Source organism: Pseudoduganella buxea, from assembly GCF_009720835.1.
Classification (GTDB): domain Bacteria; phylum Pseudomonadota; class Gammaproteobacteria; order Burkholderiales; family Burkholderiaceae_D; genus Rugamonas; species Rugamonas buxea.
The window spans coordinates 1-17,695 of record NZ_WNKZ01000104.1 but is presented as its reverse complement, the minus strand read 5'-3'; the positions used below and the strand labels follow the sequence as shown (position 1 = coordinate 17,695).

The 17,695-nt window shown below is 69.3% G+C and carries 15 protein-coding genes and 1 pseudogene; 11 read left to right on the top strand and 5 right to left on the bottom strand.

What is annotated here, in order from left to right:
- The first annotated feature begins 15 nt into the window (after window positions 1-15).
- Window positions 16-945, top strand: a complete 930-nt coding sequence (locus GM672_RS24040) for an AraC family transcriptional regulator (protein ID WP_155473061.1) — start codon at window positions 16-18, stop codon at window positions 943-945.
- 66 nt (window positions 946-1,011) lie between these two features.
- Window positions 1,012-2,850, top strand: coding sequence for a sensor histidine kinase (locus GM672_RS24035; RefSeq protein ID WP_155473058.1), 1,839 nt, complete (start codon window positions 1,012-1,014; stop codon window positions 2,848-2,850).
- Between the two features lie 36 nt (window positions 2,851-2,886).
- On the opposite strand, the gene cphA is transcribed toward GM672_RS24035, so the two are convergent.
- The 5 genes from cphA to GM672_RS24010 form a co-directional block, all read right to left on the bottom strand.
- On the bottom strand, window positions 2,887-5,532 hold the full coding sequence (cphA, locus tag GM672_RS24030) for a cyanophycin synthetase (RefSeq protein ID WP_155473057.1): 2,646 nt from the start codon (window positions 5,530-5,532) through the stop codon (window positions 2,887-2,889).
- A complete protein-coding gene (locus GM672_RS24025; RefSeq protein WP_229417914.1) occupies window positions 5,529-6,470 on the bottom strand; it encodes a cyanophycinase in 942 nt (313 codons plus the stop codon). The genes cphA and GM672_RS24025 overlap by 4 nt, the downstream gene beginning before the upstream one ends.
- Window positions 6,467-7,381, bottom strand: coding sequence for an isoaspartyl peptidase/L-asparaginase (locus GM672_RS24020; RefSeq protein ID WP_155473056.1), 915 nt, complete (start codon window positions 7,379-7,381; stop codon window positions 6,467-6,469). Before GM672_RS24020 ends, GM672_RS24025 begins: the two co-directional genes overlap by 4 nt.
- Before the next feature lie 29 nt (window positions 7,382-7,410).
- Window positions 7,411-8,463 (bottom strand): methyltransferase, encoded by a 1,053-nt coding sequence (locus tag GM672_RS24015; protein WP_229417913.1) that lies wholly within the window; start codon window positions 8,461-8,463, stop codon window positions 7,411-7,413.
- Between the two features lie 105 nt (window positions 8,464-8,568).
- Window positions 8,569-10,044, bottom strand: coding sequence for an iron-containing redox enzyme family protein (locus tag GM672_RS24010; protein ID WP_155473055.1), 1,476 nt, complete (start codon window positions 10,042-10,044; stop codon window positions 8,569-8,571).
- 449 nt (window positions 10,045-10,493) lie between these two features.
- Between GM672_RS24010 and GM672_RS24005 the strand changes: the two genes are divergently transcribed.
- The 9 genes and pseudogenes from GM672_RS24005 to GM672_RS23970 form a co-directional block, all read left to right on the top strand.
- Window positions 10,494-11,297, top strand: coding sequence for a HEAT repeat domain-containing protein (locus GM672_RS24005; RefSeq protein ID WP_170300217.1), 804 nt, complete (start codon window positions 10,494-10,496; stop codon window positions 11,295-11,297).
- Window positions 11,294-12,181 carry a hypothetical protein gene (locus GM672_RS24000; protein WP_155473053.1) on the top strand — a complete coding sequence of 296 codons (888 nt, stop codon included), beginning with the start codon at window positions 11,294-11,296 and terminating at the stop codon, window positions 12,179-12,181. Before GM672_RS24005 ends, GM672_RS24000 begins: the two co-directional genes overlap by 4 nt.
- Window positions 12,178-12,963: a hypothetical protein gene (locus GM672_RS23995; RefSeq protein WP_155473052.1), complete on the top strand. Its 786-nt coding sequence runs from the start codon at window positions 12,178-12,180 to the stop codon at window positions 12,961-12,963. The genes GM672_RS24000 and GM672_RS23995 overlap by 4 nt, the downstream gene beginning before the upstream one ends.
- 12 nt (window positions 12,964-12,975) lie before the next feature.
- Window positions 12,976-13,653: an ATP-binding cassette domain-containing protein gene (locus GM672_RS23990; RefSeq protein ID WP_155473051.1), complete on the top strand. Its 678-nt coding sequence runs from the start codon at window positions 12,976-12,978 to the stop codon at window positions 13,651-13,653.
- A gap of 119 nt (window positions 13,654-13,772) precedes the next feature.
- A complete protein-coding gene (locus GM672_RS29600; RefSeq protein ID WP_260098696.1) occupies window positions 13,773-13,907 on the top strand; it encodes a hypothetical protein in 135 nt (44 codons plus the stop codon).
- Between the two features lie 78 nt (window positions 13,908-13,985).
- On the top strand, window positions 13,986-15,248 hold the full coding sequence (locus tag GM672_RS23985; RefSeq protein ID WP_155473050.1) for an efflux RND transporter periplasmic adaptor subunit: 1,263 nt from the start codon (window positions 13,986-13,988) through the stop codon (window positions 15,246-15,248).
- Complete coding sequence (locus tag GM672_RS23980) at window positions 15,245-15,943, top strand: ABC transporter ATP-binding protein (protein WP_155473049.1); 699 nt, start codon at window positions 15,245-15,247, stop codon at window positions 15,941-15,943. Before GM672_RS23985 ends, GM672_RS23980 begins: the two co-directional genes overlap by 4 nt.
- Entirely contained in the window at window positions 15,931-17,154 is a 1,224-nt protein-coding gene (locus tag GM672_RS23975) for an ABC transporter permease (protein ID WP_155473048.1), read from the top strand. The genes GM672_RS23980 and GM672_RS23975 overlap by 13 nt, the downstream gene beginning before the upstream one ends.
- Before the next feature lie 81 nt (window positions 17,155-17,235).
- A pseudogene (locus GM672_RS23970) lies at window positions 17,236-17,695 on the top strand (hypothetical protein); the annotation flags it as partial.

The window sequence follows — 17,695 nt, the reverse complement described above, 5'->3', positions numbered from 1 at the left end:
GGCCTGGCCGCGCCGATGCCGGCCGGCCTGCCCGCGCCCGGCACGCTGGTGGCGCCGGAGCAGGCGCTGCGCCTGCTCGCCAACACGCTGCGCGCGCTGGACAGCCCGGACACGAGCTTCATGCTGGGCCAGCAACTGCTGCCGGGCCACGATGGCGCCCTCAGTCACGCGCTGCTGCAGGCACCCAGCCTGCGCCATGCGCTCGAGACCATCTGCGCCTGGCATGCGCGCCTGACGCCGCTGTTGCGCCCCCGCCTGCAGGTGTGGGGGGAAGGCGAGGGCGAGGTTGGTGGTGCCGCGCTGGTGTGGACCGACAGCTATGGCGCCCACAGCTTGCGGCCCGCCCTGGTGGAAATGCACATGACGGCCGTGGTGGCCCTGTGCCGCTGGCTCGGCGGCACGCGCCTGCCATGGCGTTTCTGCTTCAACCGGGCCGCGCCCCGGCACCTGGAACAGCACGAAGTGCACCTGGGCGGCGAACTGCGTTTCGGGTGCCACGTCGACGCGATGCTGATCGACGCCAGCTGGCTCGATGCGCCGTGGCCGCGCGGCAGCGTGCTGGCGGCGGCAGTGGCCCTGCGCACGGTGGCGGCCGAGGGCGCGCCGGCACCGGGCCTGCTGGCGGCCTTGTACGACTACCTGCTCGAACGGGTCCGCGCCGGCCCCACCCTGGAACAGACGGCCGGCGACTTCGGCGTCAGTCCGGCCACCTTCAAGCGCCACCTGCAGCGCCACGGCACCCATTTCCAGGCCGAGCTGGACCAGGTGCGCACCCATGTGGCCCTGTGGCTGTTCCACGCCCGCCGGGCCGGCAACGAGCAGGTGGCGCAATACCTGGGCTTTCATGACAGCGCCAACTTCCGGCGCTCGTTCAAGCGCTGGACCGGGCAGACCCCGGCACTGTTGCGCGCCGCGCTGGGCACGCCGGGCGCTGTTGTACAATAGCCCGCCGCCGTCCGGCAGCTATATCACCGTCTCGTTCCGCCAGCCTGCGCCGGCCTGGCCCACACCTTGAAATTACGTACCTGTTACCTGCTGCTGGCGTTTTCGATCGTCACCCCCGTCGCGCTGTTTTCCGGCCTGTCGTTCGGCATGCTGCTGTCCGCCCAGCGCGAGACGGCCACGCGCGGCATCGAGGAAGTGGCCCGCACGACGAGCGTCGTCATCGATGCCGATATCGACCGCGCCCGCGCCGTGCTGCGCGTGCTGGGCAACTCGCATGCGCTGGCCTCCGACGACCTGCGCAGCTTCCACGAGCAGGCCCTGGTGGCCGATGCGGGGCAGGGCGCCTGGGTCGTGCTGTACGACGGCGACGGCCACCAGCTGGTCAACACGCGGCTGCCATATGGCACCGTGGGCGGTCCCAGGCCCGACCTGCGCGCCATGCAGGAAACCGTTCGCAAGGGCCACGACACGGTGTCCGGCATCCGCTGGGTGCCATCGCTGAACAACACGGTGGTGCTGGTGGACCATCCGTTCACCTTGCCGGACGGCCAGGTACGCGTACTGGCCCAGGCCTTTGCACCGTCCTACCTGGCGCGGGCCATTGCCGGACGGGCCATTCCCGCCAGCTGGCGCGTCTCCGTGATCGACCAGCACGGCAAGATCATCGCGCGCAGCCACCGCAACGGCGAGTTTTCCGGCCGCGACGCCAATCCGGCCGTGCAGGCCGCCGGCCGCACCGGCAACAGCGGCGCCTTCCGCCACGTGACGGCGGACGGCTTCGAGGCCTATGACTATTTCGTCCGTTCGCCCGTTTCCGGCTGGACCGTCGTGGCCAGCGCGCCCGTGGCGGAGGTGGAAGCGGCTGTGTGGCAGGGCGTGTGGGTGACCCTGGCCGGGCTGCTGCTGGCGATCGCCTTCGCCTTGGCCCTGGCCATCGTGTCGGGCCGGGCGCTGGTGCGCTTCGTGGGACGGGCGTCCGTCACGGCCCACGCGCTGGGTGAAGGCCGCGCCGCGCCGCTGCTGCCGTCGGGCATCGACGAAATGGAAGAACTGAACGTGGCGCTGCGCGATGCCGGTGCCCGGCTGGAAACGGAAATGCGCTCGCGCGCCGTGGCCGAACAGGAGCGCAATGTCGCCCTGGTCCAGGAACGCGCCGCCCGCGCCCACGCCGAACAGCAGAACGCCGCCAAGGACGAATTCCTCGCCATGCTGGGCCATGAGCTGCGAAATCCCCTGTCGGCCATCCACAGTGCCATCACCGTGCTCGATTCGGCCCAGCCGGCCAGTGGCGCCGGCGCCGACCGCGCGCGCGACGTCCTGCGGCGCCAGAGCACGCACCTGCGCGTGCTGGTGGACGACCTGCTGGAAGTGAACCGCGCCTTGATGGGCAAGCTGTTGCTGCAAAGCGTGCCGCTCGACCTGGCGGCCATTGCCGCGGCCAGCGTCGAGACCTTGCAGGCGGCCGGCCGGGCCGGCAACTGCCACCTTGTCGCCAGCCTGGCGCCTGCCCCCGTGCTGGGCGATGCTACCCGGCTGGCGCAGGTGGTCGACAATGTGCTGGACAACGCCATCAAGTACAGTCCGGACGGCGGCACCGTGCGTATCGCCGTTGGCGTGCGCGACGGCGCCGTGCAACTGGTGGTGGCGGACGAAGGCGAGGGCATCGCCCCCGAATTGCTGCCGCAGGTGTTTACCGTCTTCGTGCAGGGCAAGCAAAGCCTGCAGCGGGAACGGGGCGGCCTGGGCATCGGATTGACGCTGGTGCGGCGGCTGGTCGAGCTGCAAGGCGGTACCATCGCCGTCGCCAGTCCCGGCGAGGGGCTGGGAACGACGGTGACGATCCGGCTGCCGCTGGCGATGGAAAAACCGGGGACAGTCCCCGGTTCCCAGGCAATAGTGCTTTAAGACAGGGGACTGTCCCCGGTTTTGTGCACGCTGGTTTTACGCTGCCTGCAGCGCCGCCTGCTCGGCGATCCTGCTGGCGCTGACGGGGTCCGATTCGCGCAGCGCTTCCACCACTTCGTTCAGCGAGGAGCCGCAGGCGAAGATCAGCACGTCGCCCTGGGCGCACAGGGAGAGGCCGTGGCGCAGGGCTTCGCGCCCGTTCAGGCGGCTGTGCACCATGTCGCGCGGGGCGCCGCCGGCAATGGCACCGTCCACCATCAGCTGGGCCGCCGCGCCCTCCAGCCGCCCGCGGTTCTGCGATTCGTAGACGACGATCTCGTCGAAGCCGAGCCCGCAGGTGCGACCCACCGCCTGCAGGTCCTCGTCGCGGCGGTCGCCCGGCGCCGTGACGACGCCCAGTACCCGGCCGCGGCTGATGCCGTGGGCCATCTGCGTCAGCGCGGCATAGGCGGCCGGGTTGTGGGCGTAGTCCACGACCACCGTCACGCCGCGCACGTCGAACACATTGCTGCGCAGGGGATTGTTGCGGCCGTCCGACACGAAGCTGCCCAGGCCACGGGCGATTTCGTCGTTCGCAAAGCCCGATGCCATCAGCGCGGCCGCCGTGGCCAGGCCGTTGGCGATGTTGTAGCGGGCATGACCGTCCATCGTGGACGGCATGTCGACGGCGCGCATCAGGGCCTGGTGGCGGTTGCCGTCGGCCAGCACCAGCACGCCGTCCTGCAGGTAGGCCGCGCGGCCGCCGTTTTCCAGGTGACGCAGCAGCACGGGGTTGTCCGGATCGAGGGCGAAGTACAGTACCTCGACCTGTTCGCGGATACGTCCCGCCATGCGCACGCAGTGGCGGTCCTCGGCGTTGAGGACGACCGAACGCGCGGCCGACGCTGCCACCACGCCCTTCACGCGCGCCAGCTGTTCGACCGTGTTGACGCCTTCCAGGCCCAGGTGGTCGGCGCTGATGTTCAGGACGATGGCGACGTCGCAGCGGTCGAACGCCAGGCCCCGTTTCAGGATGCCGCCCCGGGCCGTTTCCAGCACGGCGAAGTCGACGTCCGGCGACGTCAGCACGGTGCGCGCCGACCAGTAGCCGCTGCAGTCGCCCTTGACGATGCGCTTGCCGTCGATATAGATGCCTTCCGTCGTCGTCACGCCCGTGCGCAGGCCCGCCTGGCGCACGCAGTGGCCCGTCATCAGGGCCGTCGTCGTCTTGCCGTTCGTGCCCGTGATGGCGATAACGGGGATGCGGCCATCGCGCTCGCCGTACATGGCCTCGACGATGGCGTCGCCCGCGTCGCGCGGGGTGCCGTCGGCCGGATACTGGTGCATGCGGATGCCGGGCGCCGCGTTCACCTCGATGACGGCGCCGTGCTGGCTGTCCAGCGGCTGGGCGATATCGCGGCAGACCAGGTCGATCCCGGCCACGTCCAGGCCGATCTTGCGGGCCGCGCGCACGCAGATGTCGCGCGTCTCTTCCGGCAACAGCGCCGTCACGTCCTCGGCGGTGCCGCCGGTGGACAGGTTGGCGTTGCCGCGCAGGGTGACGGGCATGCCGGCCGGCGGCACGCTGTCGAAGTCGTAGCCTTGCTTGCGCAGCTCGATGGCAGCATGTTCGTCCAGCGCGATCTGCGTCATCACATTGGCGTGGCCCTTGCCCCGCGCGGGATTGAGGTTTTCCTGGGCCACCAGTTCGCCGATGCTGCGGCGGCCGTCGCCCACGACGGTGGGCGGGCGCCTCAGCGACGCCGCCGCGACCTTCTCGCCCGTGACGAGCACGCGGTAGTCCTGCCCTTCGATGAAGCGTTCGACGATGATGCTGCGACTGTGCTTGCGCGCGGCCTCGAAAGCCTCGCTCACATCCTCCGGCGTCGTGCAGCGGGTCGTGACACCCTTGCCCTGGTTGGCGTCGAGCGGCTTGATGGTGGCCGGTCCCCGCAGGCGGCGGGCGGCCCGCTGCGCTTCTTCCACGGTGGTGACGACCGAGCCGTCCGGGACGGGCACGCCCGCTTCCTTCAGCAGGGTCTTGGTCAGCTGCTTGTCGCTGGCGATGCGGCAGGCGATATTGCTGGCGTCGCCCGTCATCGTCGCCTGCAGGCGTTTTTGCCGGCTGCCCCAGCCCAGCTGGAACAGGTTGCTGGTCTCGGCGACGCGGAAGTAGGGGATCCCGCGGCGCCGCGCCGCCTTCAGCACGGCGGCCGTGCTGGTGCCGACGGCATGGCGTTCGGCCGTGCGGTGCAGGGCCGCCAGCGGCTCCACCAGGTCGAAAGACTGGCCGTGCGCCAGCGCGTCGACCAGCTCGCAGGCCAGGTCGAAGGCCTCGCAGGCCACATGTTCGTCCTTGTAGGCGCAGACGACGCGGAACTGGCCCGGGTGCTCGCGCACGCGGCGGGTGCGGCCGAAACCGACCGGCTGGCCCACCAGGCATTGCAGGGCCAAGGTAACGTGTTCGACGATGTGGCCCATGTAGGTGCCGTGCCGCAGGCGCTCGACGAAGCCGCCGAAGTGGCCCGGCGAGCAGCGGTGCGACATCAGGCTGGGCAGGATTGCCAGCAGGGCGTCCGTGAAGCCGGGCACGTCGCGCGATGTGACGCCATGCAGGTCCTCCAGGTCCAGCACCGACAGCAGGCAGGGCCTGGCGGCGTAGAGATTGGGGCCGCGCAGCAGGCGCTGTTCGATGGTTTTCATGACAGGGGCGTCCTCTTGGTGACATTGCGCACGAACTCCAGCAGTGCGGCGGGGGTGTTACGGTCGCTGTTCTTGCGCAGCTGGTTCGGCTGGCCGATTTCCTCGGGCAGCGCGAAGCTGCTGCCCGACGGCAGCAGGTGCAGGCGCACGTCGATCAGCTGGGGCGTGCCGCCGGCCGGGATGTCGGCCACGTCGGATACCATGTTGCGCCCGTCGACGACGGTGACGCTGCCGGCCCCGATCACCTCGATGCCGGCGCCCCGTTCGACGACGAGGGCCGTGTCCTCGTCGATGCCGATGCCCAGCAGGTAGGGGTTCTGGGCGACGATCGTCAGCAGGCGCGCCAGCCGGTGGCGTTCGGAAAAGTGCTGGTCGATGACGACGCGCTGCACGAAGCCCAGGCCCGCGCCCAGGCTGACGGAGCCTTTTTCCGGCAGCAGGTCGGCCTTGCCGTCGGCCAGCATGTGGCCGCACATGGCCGAGGCGCCCGCGCTGGTGCCGCCGATGCAGGCGCCGTGCTGTTTCAGGGCGCTGTGCATGGCCTCGTCCATCAGGGTGCCACCGATCATGGCCAGCAGGCGCTTCTGGTCGCCGCCCGTCATGAAGATGCCGCTGGCGCCGCGCACGCGCTCGGCCAGTGCCGGATCGTTGGCGGTGGCGCGGTCGGGCAGGTCGACCCGAATCAGCTCGGCCGCGCCCATCGCCGTGAACACCTCGTCGTAGCGGCGCCACATCTCGTCCGGCACCTTGCTGGCGGCCGTGATGATGGCGATCCTGGCCGCGCTGCCGCCGGACAGTTCGAAGAAGCGGCTGAGGATTTCCTTGCTGTTCTCGCGGTCTTCATGGCCGCCGACGATGACGAGGTGGCCATGTTCGCCACGCCGGATGCTTTGCTCGCCTTCGGCGGCCTGCGCTTCGAGCTCGTTCATCGTGTTCATGCGCCCACCTGCGCGCAAGGCATTTCGCGGTTGCTGTGCATGGCCGCGCCGCCGCGCGTGACGGCGATGAGGCCGACGTCGATCTCCTGCGGGAACAGTGCCACGCCCTGTTCGACGGCCTCCTGCACGGCCATGCCGCCGGCGATCCAGCCATAGACAGTGTAGGCCAGCAGGCGTCGCACGATGTGTTCGCCGATGCCGGTGACGGCAATGGCGCCGTCCGTGCCGGCGTAGAAGCCGCTGCCGATGACGGGCGTGTCGCCCACCCGACCCAGCAGCGACGGCGCCGAGCCGCCCGTCGAACCGGCCACGGCGAAGCGGCCCGCGCCGTCACGCACGACGGCACCGACCGTGTCGCATGGCTGGAAGGTGCGGGGCGTATCGTAGTTCCAGTAGTCGGCAAAGGCGCGGTTGGCCACGCCCGGCGTGGCCGCTTCGCCCGTGGCCAGCGTGGCCATCAGCCTGTCATGCTTGGCGCGCTGGCGCTCGCTGATCTGATGGTGCGGCGCGAAGCCGGCCACGCGGGCGAAGCGTTCGGCGCCTTCGCCGGCCAGCAGCCAGTGCGGCGTGCGCGACACGGCCTGGGCCACGAGAACGGGGTTCTTGACGCGCTGGATGCAGGCGACGGCGCCCAGGGCCCCCGTCGAATCCATCACGGCCGCGTCCATTTCGATGCTTTCGCCGTCCAGGCACAGCACCGCGCCGCTGCCGGCGTTGTAGCGGCCATCGTTTTCCAGCGCGACGACGGCGGCGACGGCCGCGTCCAGCGCGGAGCCGCCGCCGTGCAGGCGGTCCAGTCCCGCGCCGGCGGCCAGCTGGCAACCGTCATCCTGGTCGCGGCTGCCGCCGGCGCCGCCATGGACCACCACCAGCGCCTGGGTGTTCTCTGTTTGGTTTGCTGCCTGTTGCATGATGTCTCTCAATTGGATCGGTTGCTACGTTATTGATGCGCTCGCGTGGCCTTCAGCCACACGGCGGCGATGCGGTCCGCTTCCTGGTAGGCCGGCGTTTCCAGCTCCTCGCCGAAGACGTCCGGATCGATTTCCTCGTAGGTCCACGTGAAGCCGTGCAGCAGGGGCGTGACGGCGCGCAGGAACGGGTCGCTGTCGTGCTGCATGGCCACCCCGGTATACAGCAGCAGGGTCCCGCCGGGGGCCAGGCGCGTCACGGCCTGTTCGACCAGCGACAGCGACAAGCCCGCGCCCAGTTCGCCGCCGCCGTGGCGGTAGGCCCGCTCGGACGGATCGAGCAGGTAAGGGGGATTCGACACGATCAGGTCGAACTGGCCGTCGACGTCGCTCAGGAGGTCGCTGTGGCGCACATCGAGCTGCGGCACGCCCGCCAACGCGGCGTTGACGCGGCACAGGCGCATGGCGCGCTCGTTGATGTCGAGCGCCATGACGTGGGCCTCGGGGAACGCCTGTGCGACGAGAATGGCGCCCGGGCCGGCACCGGCGCCGATGTCGGCCGCCAGGCGCACGGCCTGCCCGGCCTGCGCCAGGTCGGCCAGCTCGCGCCGCAGCGCGCGCCCGAAGCGGTAGGTATCCGGGCCGAAGAACACGGCGTCGCTGTCGCTGGTGGGATAGGCCGAGTGGAAGAACAGCTGGCCGGCCAGCTCCGACACGCGCACCGTCGCGCGCCAGCCGTCACGGTGAGGCTGGGCCACGCCGGCGGCCTGCATCAGCTTGAAGATGTCCGGTGCCACGGTATCGGCCTGGAACGGGCGGCTCCAGCCGAAGATGTCGGCCAGGCTGCGCGCCCATACATGATCGGTGCGGGCACGCACGCGGCTGTGCGTGGCGGGAGTGACGGTGGTGAAGCGGTAGCCGGCCGCGCGCAGCGCGCGGCCCAGTTCCAGCAGTGCGCCGGCTTGCGCGTCCTCGTCGCCCGGCTGCGAGGTGATGGACAACCCCGCCATCGACCCGGCCGGCAGTCCGGCAGTGGGACGGCAGGGGGCGGCAGCGGCGGCGGTGCTGGCGGTGGCATTGAACATGGAGGCCTCGGTCGTTGACGAAAAAACCGGCTTGGTACCGGTGGGGCCGCGCGGGGGCGCGGCGTTTATGCGGTGCCTCGCGGCGGGCGGACCCGCCGTCCTGTGTCAGCCGTACAGCCGGCTGAACACGCGCGTGGCCATCAGGCCCGACGAGGTATGGTGGCGATCCGGCGCCATCAGGCCGACCAGCATGTCCATCGCTTCATCCTTGCTGCCGGTGGCGGCAAGGCGCGCTTCGAGCAGGCGCAGCTCGCAGCCGATCGATTCCCACGCATGTTCGTCCTCAGGGAAACGGTGGCGGATCAGGCCGCGCGGGGCACTGCTGCGCGTGGCGCTCCCTTGATTCAGCGACTCCATGCTGCGCAGGATGGCGCGGTGGCTCAGCACCCGCGGTGCCGCCTCGGCGCCTTCGGCCGCCGCCGGCACGCCGGCCCGGGGCGTGGCGATCCAGTCCTGCAGCAACTGCTGTTCGTAGGGGCTGAAGACGCCGAACATCTCGGCCCGTTCGCCCTGGATCAGTTTCCAGAAGCGGCTGTTGGCGGCCGGTTCGCCGCGTCGTATCCAGCCCTGGCCTTCCAGCTTTTCCAGGAATTCGGGAATCTGGCCGGGCACGGCCAGCCAGTCGTTGACGGTGCGGCCCGCCACGCGGCAGTAGTCCGAGTGCATGTTCTTGCCGACCACGCTTTTCGACGCCAGCATCGCCACCGTTTCCGCTTCCAGGTCGAACGAGGCGATGGCATCGACGGTGCCCACGCCAAGGTCGTTCAAGCGGAAGCCCGCGGCCACGCGGCGCATGAAGTCGGCCGCGTCGCCGACGCGCGGCATGATCTGCTTCAGGCCTTCCAGTGCCGTGTGGGCATGGCCCGTGGCGGCATTGTCGACGGTGACGTGCAGCGTGAAGTAATACGGGTCGATGCCCAGTTCATTGAGTTCGTAGGCCGTGATCAGGAGGTGCAGCGGCAGTTGTTCGTAGCCCAGGTTGTAGCCGATCAGCTCCGGCAGGAAGTTCTCCGCGCCCTGGGCCAGCGCCAGCTGGATGGCGCCCTGGATGAAGTGGCTGTCCGGCAGGGACTGCCATTGTTCGCAGCCATGCTGGGCCAGCAGCTTGCGGTAGATCAGCACGTGGTTCTTGTCCGGCACGCCGTCGCCCAGTTCTTCCAGGTAGATGCGGATCAGGGGGCGGAAATCCTCGTCGTCCCAGCGCTGCATGACGCCGTACAGCCAGGCACCGTCCACCAGCTTGGTCGGCGCGACGGCTTTCAGGAAGTACAGGGCTTGCGCCTTGTTCTGGAAGTAGCGGCGCGGGGCGCCGGCCTTGCGGGCAGCCAGGTAGTCGCGGTACTGCTCGCCGACGGCATCCGTGTGCCGCGTGATCCACGCGGCGATGTCGTCCAGCGTGTCGGGCAGTTCCAGCGGCAACGCCGCCGCTTCGGCAAGGCGGGCTTCCAGATAGTTCGCCGCCAGTGCCCGGTCCGTCGTCACCGACAGAGCGTTGTAGACGGGTTTGGCGGCATCGATGCCGGTCGCTTCGTTGGGAAGGGCAGCAGCAGCGGTGGGCGGGGCGTAGGCAGTCGTTTGCATCTGGGTCTCTTGGTTTTTGTCGGAACCGGTGTCAGGACCGTGCCTCGTGGGCACAGCGTTGTCATCCGTGCAATGAGTATGGTGGGCCGACGACAGGCTGAGTAGCGGCCCCCATCCCGTGCCCTTGTAAGAGAGAACTTACAAGGCGTAAAAATGCTTAACGCTGAATAGATGCTCGGAAATATATTTCGGCTGCATGGTATTTTGCATTTCTAATTAAAATCTTTTGCCGTTTATGAAGGGAGTGGAATGACACGCAGTGCGCCAATGGCCGACGCCTTGCGACATGTCAGAAACGCCAGGCCCGCCCCTCACTATCATGCATGAATCGGTATTCGACGAGGCGGGCAAGGATCATGCTGACGATTATGATGGAATGGGCGCCCGCGGCAGTCGGCGCATTTATCCGTGAGGCGTCTTCTTTTCTGGAATCACATGGTCCAGATCGTGTGCGCGAATTGAAACTGCCATTTGCCGATTTATTCGGCCGACCGGAAACGCTGGCACGGCTGGCAAATGCCTACCTGGGGCGTGTCATCGCGGGCGAAGCCGATGGCGGCGACCCCGTATTGAATAACGACATACTGATCCTTTGTCATACGCCGGCACTGTCGCTGCGTATCGTCAAGGACCGGGCCGACGTGGCGGCATTCGGCGCGCGGCCATCGCAGGGCGCCCTCGGCAACGCAAATGTCAGCGCTGTTGTGAGCTATCCCGCCAATACGCTGATTCACTTGGTGGCGCCGCATCCCGTCGACGTGCAATGGTATTGCCTGGAACGGGGTGCCGATTTCGACGTGTTCGACGCCACCCTGAAAATCCGGCCCGATGGCAGCGAGCGCCTTGCCGGCGGCAGCACGATCCACGTCGACGCGCGCCGCCGCTTTCCCGTCCTGCCTGTCGATGCCGAGGCCGCCTACGTGGCCCTGAGCGGGGCCTGCGTCAACAGCCAGGTGGTGTCCTTCCACCCGGAGACCTTGCGTCCATTGGGTGCAAGCATGGCGTCCGAGCATCACTCCGTGCTGTGCGTAATGCTGGGGCTGCTCGATGCCCGGCAGGGTGCCTACCCGCTGCAGGCCGTGCTGGAGCTGGCCCGCCATCCCGACCACCACGTACGGTGGGCGGCCGCGACGGCACTTGGGCAACACAGCAGGGCACAGGCACTGGACGTGGTCCGGTACCTGGCCCAAAACGACGGTCACAAGTTCATCCGCGATGCCGCCTGCCGCACCTTGCGCGAGGCCATGCAATGAAAAAGCAGCTGTTTGCCGGTGCGGCCGGTGCCACGGTCACGGTGGCCGAACTGCTGGACCTGGCCCGGCGCGAAGTCGACCCCCGGGCGCCCGAGTCGCTGATGACGCTGGCCGCACCGCTGCATGCGCTGGCGCGCGATAGAACCCTGCTGCAAAAGTGCATCAATTTCGGCCTGACGCATTGGCGTGAAGGCTCGCTGCATTTCTACAGTTCCCAATCCTGTCATATCGCCAGCATCGACAATTTCGTCATTCGGATCAATTTGTGGCCATTGCTGCCGCTCGATCCCCGCCGCCGCACCATCCTGGCCGACGTATTATCCTATTTCGATTATCACGACCATAATTTCTCGTTTATTACGGCCAATTATTTCGGACCTGGTTATGAAACGGAAATCTACAGCTATTCGCGCGATAGGCTGATCGGTTATCCCGGCGAGAAAGTCGAACTGACTTACGAGGGTCGCCATGGTTTGAATGACAATACCGTCATGTTGTACGAGCAGTTCCGCGATATTCACATGCAGTTGCCACCGCCGGCTTTGTCCGCGTCGATCAACCTGATGATGAATTGCCCCCATTCCGGCCTGACCCACCAGTTCTATTTCGATATCGAAAACAGCTGCATCCGCGATTATGTCGGCGCCGTGTCCGACAAGCGCGTCAACGCACTGGGCTTCGCGCGCCACCTGCACGATGCGGAAACGCCGGCCCTGCTTCAACGCATCGCCGAAAGCCATCCCTGCAGCCGCACCCGCGTGGAAGCGGGTCGAATCCTGGTCAGCATTGCCGGCGAGGCCGCCTTGTCCGCGTCAAGCCGGGCAAGAATGCTGGCCGACCCGCTGGCGCGGGCCTTGTGGCGCCGGGCGGAGCAGGGATCGTGAACGCGCCGGCCTTGCCGATGCTGGTGCTGGCCGAGCTGCGCAAGAGCCTGCTGCTGGTGCTGCGCTACCCCCTGCAGCCCGTGCTGGGCGTCGCCGTGCTGCTGGCGCTGTTCGCGGCCATGTGGTTCGCCGGCACCAGCGACCCGGCCCGGCGCCTGCTGGGTGGGGGCGCCGGTGTCGATCCGCGCGTGCTGGTCGCCTGTTTCGTCTGCTGGATGGTGGCGATGGGCGCCGTCGGGCACCTGGCCAATGCGGTGGAGGAGGACATCAAGGCGGGGCTGCTGGAACCCGTATTCCTCAGCCGCCACGCACCGTGGCAGGTGCTGCTGGCCCGCTCGCTGGCCGGGTCCTGCACGGGCATGTTGTTTACCGTGCTGCTGCTGGCGCTGCTGACGTGGCGCCTGGACGTGCCCCTGCACCTGGGGCCTGCCACGTGGCTTGCCCTGCTGCTGCTGGAGCTGTCCTTGTGTGGCCTGGGGCTGGCGCTGGCGGGCATGGTCGTGCTGTTCAAGCGGGCCGGCGCGCTGGCCCCGCTGCTGCAACTGGCCATCGGCATCCTGGCGGCGCGGCAGATGTCGCCGCAGGCCGATGCGTCGATGCTGGCCTTGCCCGTGGCATCGGCCATCGAGCTGTTTTCGCGCAGCCTGTTCGGCACGGCGCTGGACGCCGCCGCCGTCTACGCCGTGCTGGCGTGGATGGCGCTGGGCTTTGCCGTCGGCATCGGCGTGCTGCACCTGTGCGTGAACCGGGCCCGCCGCGCCGGTTCGCTGACCCATGCGTGACAGGCGTCCGTCATGACTCCTCTCCAGTTCGAGCGTGTGCACAAGGCCTTCGTACGGCCCGATGCCGGCTATGGCGTCGTCGCCAACGTGTCGCTGGCGGTGCGGGCTGGCGCCTGCGTGTCGCTCGTGGGCGAGAACGGCAGCGGCAAGAGCACGATCCTGCGCATGGCCTGCGGCCTGGTGCGCCCGGACGGTGGCCTCGTGCGCCTGTGGGGCGGCAACCCCTTGCACGATGGCGCCGCGCGGGCGCGCACGGCGGCCGTGTTCGAAGGGGGGCGGGCCTTGTACGGGCGCCTGACGCCGAACGAGAACCTGGCATATTTCGCCGCCGTCAAGGGTGTCGACGAGGCGGCGGCGCGGGCCCGCTTTGCCAGGCTGGCGGCCCGCTTCGACATCGGCGCCTATGCCGGCGTGGCCGTGCGCAAGCTGTCGCGCGGTACCCAGCAGAAGTTCGCACTGCTGTGCGGCCTGGCCGCCGGCGCGGACCTGTGGCTGTTCGACGAACCGACACTGGGCCTTGATGCGGGCAGCGTCATCGTGCTGGTCGATATCGTGCGCGCCCATCTGGGCGGGGGCGGCGCCGTGCTGATGGCAACCCACGACCTGCGCCTGGCCGAGACGCTGGGCAGTGTCGTCCGGGTTGCCGACTTCATGCCGCAGGGCTGGGCGCCGCAGGTGGCAAGGCGGTAGCCGTCCGCGGGCCAGGCTGTTTCGGGACCGAAGGTGCCGAAAGGGGCCGCGATCCATCCGGGGCGCGGTGGACGGCCGGCGCACCCGCGCCGGTCATGACGACTGTAAAGGAGAAAAGCATGGATACGTTGCAGGTAGCCAGTCTGGAATTCACCGCCGACGTTGCCGGTGCGCTGGAGGAAACGCGGGTCAGCGTGAAGGTCGTGACGACCGTGATCCGGGAGGTGGCGCGCATCATCACCAGCCTCTGGTAGGACGGCGGTTTGGGGATGATCGATTTGTAATCGTCGTATGGCGGGGGCAACAAGCCCCCGCCGGACAATGGAGCGAGCATGAACGGTGGGAGAAAAGCGCGACCGGCCTGGCACTTCGTGGCCGGCGCCGTCATCCTTTGCGGCCTGTGCCTGCCCGTGCTGGCCAAGCTGGTGCGGGGCGAGGCGGCCGTGCCGGTGGCACTGGAAACGGCTGCCTACCATCCGGTGCGCACGTCGGTGCTGGCATCGGGACGGCTGCTGTATGAAGAGCAGGTCCTGTTGTCGCCCGAGGTGATCGGCAGGGTCGGCGCCATCCTCGTGCGCGAAGGCCAGCTGGTGCGCAAGGGCCAGCTGCTGATGCGGCTGGACGACCATGAGTACCGCGCCGCCGTGGCGCAGCAGGAAGCGGCCGTGCGCCAGCAGCGTATCGCCATCGAGCAGCAGCAGCTCGGCCTGCGCAACCGGCAGCAGCAGTACGAGCGCAGCTTGCGCCTGCACGGCATGAAGATGATCGCGGACGCCCAGATCGACGAGGCGCGCTATGCGGTCGAAGGGGCCGGGCTGGAGCTGCGCAACAGCCGGTCGCGCCTGGACGAGGCCGAGGCCGTGCTGCGCCAGGCGGCCGAGCGACTGGCCCGCACGGATATCCGCGCGCCGATTGCCGGCACCGTCATCGCCCTCGACATCAAGGTGGGCGAGACGGCCGTGGCCAGCCAGGTCGGCATCGCCGGCTCGACCCTGATGGCGATCGCCAACACGGCCACGATGCTGGCCGAGGTCAATGTCGACGAGGCCGACATCGCCCACGTGCGGCCGGGCCAGCACGTCGAGCTGCACGCGGCGGCCCTGCCGGACCAGGCCATCGCCGGCAAGGTGCTGGCCATTCCCCTGTCGCCGCGCCAGGCCGGCCCGGGGCAGGGCGGTGCCGCGCCAGGCCGCACCTACGCCGTCAAGGTGGCCCTGGCCGGTGCGCCGCCGCCGGCCCTGCGTCCCGGCATGAGCTGCCGTGCGGAGATCTTCACGGCCGCCGCCGGCACGTCGCTGGCCGTGCCGCTGCAGGCCATCCTGTCGGACAACGACGAGGAAATGCCGGAAGGGCGCGCCGGCCAGGACAGTGCCAGGCGCGCCGCCAAGCCCCGCTACCACCTGTTCGTGCACCGCGATGGCCGCGCCGAACAGCGCGTGGTGGAGGTCGGCCTGGCCGACGACAGCCGCCAGCAGGTGGTGCGTGGCGTGGTTGCCGGGGAAAGCGTCATCACGGGGCCTTACCGTGTGCTGCGCCAGCTGCAAGCCGGCACGCCGGTGCTGGCGGCGGGCAGCGCCACGGGAGCCCGGCCATGAACGCCGATCCCCTGCTGCGGCTGGAAGACGTGACGCGGCGCTACCGGCTTGGCGGCGCGACCGTGACGGCCCTCGACGGCATCGACCTGGCCGTGCGGCGGGGCGACTACCTGGCCATCACCGGCTCGTCCGGCTCCGGCAAGTCGACCCTGATGCACCTGCTGGGCTGTCTGGATACGCCCAGCAGCGGGCGCTACCTGCTGCGCGGGCGCGACGTGTCGGGCATCGGCGAGGCCGAACTGGCCCGTACCCGTAACGAGGAGATCGGCTTCGTGTTCCAGAGCTTTCACCTGCTGCCCCGTGCCACGGCGCTGCAGAACGTCATGCAACCGCTCGTCTACCGGGGCTTGCGGCCGGCCGAACGGGCCAGCCGGGCGTACGCGGCGCTCGAACGGGTCGGGCTGGCGGGCCGGGTCGACCACCTGCCGAACCAGCTGTCGGGCGGCCAGCGCCAGCGCGTGGCGATTGCCCGCGCCCTGTGCGGCGGACCCGGCATCCTGCTGGCCGACGAGCCGACCGGCAACCTGGATGCGGCCACGACGGCCGACATCATGGCCCTGTTCGACGCCCTGCACGCGGAAGGTCACACGGTCGTCATCGTCACCCACGAGGCCGACATTGCCGCCCACTGCCGCCGTGTCGTGCGCCTGCGCGACGGCGGCATCGCCGCCGACAGCGCGCCATGGCCAGCCTGACCGAAGCGGTGCGCTCGGCCTTGCAGAGCATCCGCGCGCACGGCCTGCGCAGCTTCCTGACGGCGCTGGGCATCATCATCGGCGTGGCCTCGGTGGTGGCCGTCGTGTCCATCGTCGAAGGCCTGTCGGCCACGATCAGCGGCCAATTCCGCGGGCTGGGCGCGAACGGCCTGACGGTGGCGGCCCACACGCCCTTCGAGGACGTGCTGCAGGGCCGCGAGAATGTCCTAAGCCTTGCCGACTACCACCGCATCAATGCTCACCTGGACGGCATCCGGCACGTGTCGCCGTCGTTCGCGCCGTTCGGGGCCGGCACCCACGTGCGCCACGGCAGCCAGGCAGCCTTCACGCAGGTGCTGGCCGTCACGCGTTCCTACGGCGACGCCAGCCAGATCTATCCCAGCCAGGGCCGCTTCATCGCCGCCAGCGACAACGCTTCGCGCCGGCGCGTTTGCGTCATCGGCAGCCGGCTGCAGGAAAAGCTGCGCCTGCCGGACCGGCCGCTGGGCCGCTTCATCGACATCGGCGGCGAGTGGTTCCGCATCGTGGGCGTGGCCGAAAGCCGCGGCGAGGCACTGGGCTTCAGCCGCGACGATTTCGTCGTCATTCCCTTCGCCAGCGGCCTGGCCCTGGCCGGCGACTCGCGCCTGAACGTGGCCGTCGCGCTGACGGTGACTGATATTGCCCAGCTCGACGCCGTGCAGGGCCGCATCGTGTCGCTGCTGCGCCAGGCCCACCGGCTGCGGCCGGGCCAGCCGAACGACTTCAAGGTGCAGACGGCCCGGCAGCTGTCCGACACCTTCCGCGAGATCGTCGCCACCGTGACGGTGGTGCTGGCCGGGATCGTCGGCATCTCGCTGCTGGTGGGCGGCGTGGGCATCATGAACATCATGCTCGTCAGCGTCACCGAGCGCACCCGCGAGATCGGCATCTGCAAGGCGCTGGGCGCGCGACGCCACCATATCCTGCTGCAGTTCCTCGTCGAGGCCGTGCTGCTGTCGCTGCTGGGCGGGCTGGCCGGCCTGGCGCTGGGCTGGCTGCTGGGGCAGGGCGCCGCCCACCTGATCCCGGGCTTCCCGCCCGCCGTGTTTCCGTGGTGGGCCGTGCTGCTGGCGCTGGGCTTTTCCAGCCTGACGGGAATCGTCTTCGGCATCGTGCCGGCGGCCAGGGCGGCTCGCCTCGACGCCATCGAGGCGCTGCGTCACGAATGACGGCGCGAATAAATCAGCGCTGCGCTTGAGCAGCGCCCGGCCCTCCATTACACTGGGGAGGAAACCACCACGGGTGATCCGATGGCACATCTACATCTGGCATGGGAGTTGGGAAGCCACCCCGGCAGCGAGGCCGGGGCGCCCGGGCACGCGATGCGGCTCAAGGCGCTGGCGGCCACCCTGCTCGCGCGCGGTCACCACGTCAGCCTGAGCCTACGCGACCTGGGCTGCACGCACGCCGTGCTGGCCGACCTGCGGGTACCCCGCTGGCAGGCACCCGTCTGGCTGCACCGGGCCGGCGGCATGCCGCCGAACCAGGCCAGCCTGGCCGAAATCCTGCTGCCGCAGGGCTATCTCGACGTTGCGGGCCTGGCCGGCCTGGTGCACGGCTGGCGCGCCATGCTGACGGCCGTGCGCGCCGACCTGGTGCTGGCCGACGCCGCGCCCACGGCACTGCTGGCCGCGCGCAGCCTGGGCATTCCTGCCCTTGCCATCGGCACGGGCCTGGCTTGCCCGCCGCCCGATGTGCCCTTGCCGTGCC